This window comes from Actinotignum sp. usb-actsch-rep-73 (assembly GCF_059082735.1).
Genome location: NZ_JBHNPV010000059.1, coordinates 1 through 2,248, shown reverse-complemented (window position 1 = coordinate 2,248; position 2,248 = coordinate 1). Strand labels below are relative to the sequence as shown.

1 protein-coding gene is annotated in these 2,248 nt (G+C 51.8%); it reads right to left on the bottom strand.

The annotated features are described in order from the left end of the window. Window positions 1-2,248: glycoside hydrolase domain-containing protein (locus tag AC5RE1_RS04260; protein WP_493938400.1), on the bottom strand; the 2,248-nt coding region annotated here is incomplete at both ends.

The following is a 2,248-nucleotide window of genomic DNA, read 5'->3' as shown; positions in this document are numbered from 1 at the left end:
CTAGTTTGCTGGAGTTGTTGTAGTACTCTCGCAGTGTTGCTGACAGAAGATGAGCGTTGGAGTCGTTGCTGTTTTCTAGCGTGTTAGCGATGACGATGGCGTCTCCGTCACAGCAGAGGTCGTCACGGTTACAGTTGTTTCCTACCGATTCCCATTTTCCCTTGTCGTTTTTCTTGTCAAGTACTAGCCCCTTCAAGCCAGGATGCTGACGGTAATCGTTACCTTGACCGATTAGAGCTGTGGCCACCTGATCCAGGTTCGCACTGGGATTCCACTCAAGCGTTTTCTGAATGTTTTCCATGGCAGTAGCTAGGTCTCCGGCCCAGCCAGTCCACGCATCAGGGATAACATTCCAGTTGGTGTATCCAAGTGTTGTTGCCGCCAGATGCGCCAGATCAACCGATTCTCCGGTCTTGTCGGTCATGGATTGCCGCCACGTGTTATCAATATAGCGATTCAAGGCAGCGATGATCTTCTTGCCTACAGCGTCCTTCTCAAGTACGCTCGCGTCAGCACTCCTGAAACTTTCGGCAGACACGGACCAATTCACCGCAGATCCACTACCACCGTCACGCAGATAGGCTTTTGCTAAATAGTTGAGGATGCAACGCCAAGTCGGAACAGCAATCCACGTTCCCGCACCATGAGAACCCGCAACGTAGTCTTTTCCAACCTTGCCACTGGCACGAAGTTCTTCGAAGCGTTTCTCTAAATGCCAGATCAGATCAATCGGAGCCAACTTGTTGTAGTCAATGCTGGTGTCGGGCCCAGCGCCACCGGCACTCGAAGGAGCAACATGATCAACTGCCGCTGCTTGTCCTGAATAGGCGACCCTGTCTAGGTCAAAACCAGCACCCTTGTAGTCACTGATTTCAGTGAACTGGTCATAGTTCCAACTATCAGGAATAGGGAAGCCAAGGTTGCCAGAAAATCCTGTAGACATGTCCGAGACGAACGCGCTTCCAGCGTAGCCGGCTTTAATGATGCGGCTACAAATATTGCGTGATGCGTAAATACCCACTTTGTATCCGCCTCCCAGGCTTCCACGCACACCCTGGAAATACGGAAGAATGTGACTTGTGACCTCGGGGTCGGTCGCGTCGAAATCAACTGCGAAATAGATATACGTTCCCGGAATGCCAAGTCTTTGGGCTGCTTGCCTTGCGAGCGTCGCGTGCCGAGCGCCGTTTTCCCGCGTGAAATGTCGAAGCTTGGTTGAGTACTCCTGGAAAATCGGGAAGAACTTCATTCCTCCGTTGGTGATGCGTTCAAGTTCTCCGGGGCGAATTGCTTTGAAATAGTCAGACGGATCTTTTGAATCCTGATTCGGCTCAGTCAGGTAACGCCCCACAATCTCATAGCCGTTCGCCTTAAGTAGGTTGAGTCGCTCAGCCGTAATCTCGAAGCGTGTATCGCATGCTTTGCAGGCGCGATTCGGATCACCTTTCGAGGTCAACAGGCTCATCCATGTAGTCGAGTCGACCACCCCGCTTCGTGGGAGCTGATACTTTGCTTGGAATTGCGGAACGAACGTTGACAGTGCGGTTTGTGCAGAAGGATAGATATCGGGAGAAATCCGGTTACACACTAGAGCAACCTGAGCTAGCCAAGCCCACTTCGGTAAACTTGCCGCATTGCTGGGTGTAACTATTGTTAGACGCGCTTTGGTGCCATTGCCGAAATTACCTGTGGCTTCCGCAGGGCTAAATCCTTCAATGGCTTGCAAGACCTGAATCAGAGCAGTGTTCATTTCCCGACCGTAGAGTCCATCGGTTGGGATGATTCCGGTATAAGCGCGATACTGTTGGTTGATTTGTTGCTGTGCTTGCCGAATCGCTGAAATGCCCCCATAAGAGCGAAGCAGGACGAATTGCTGCATTGACAACAGCGCTTTCATGACGTCGAGCGTCACAGTGGAATCTCCACCAATGCCCATGTCGCTCTTAAGCTGTTTGATGGCCTTTCCAGTTCCGCTATAGAAATGCGTAGTGATATCGCTGGCACCAGCAGAATATCCCTTACACCACAAAGCACCTTGGATAATGCCGTACACATTAGAAGTCTCCTGCGCACCGTCATCCTGCTGGTGGATGCCGTTAGGCCACCGAGACTGGAAGCGACTGATAGTTCCCGGTCCGAAATTGTTCGCCGTTGTCGTAATACCCAGCTCGATTTGCAGGGCCCGAATCAAAGCGTTGACCGTGCCCCAGCCGGTATATCCGTCCTCTACGACTGAACCGAATCCAGC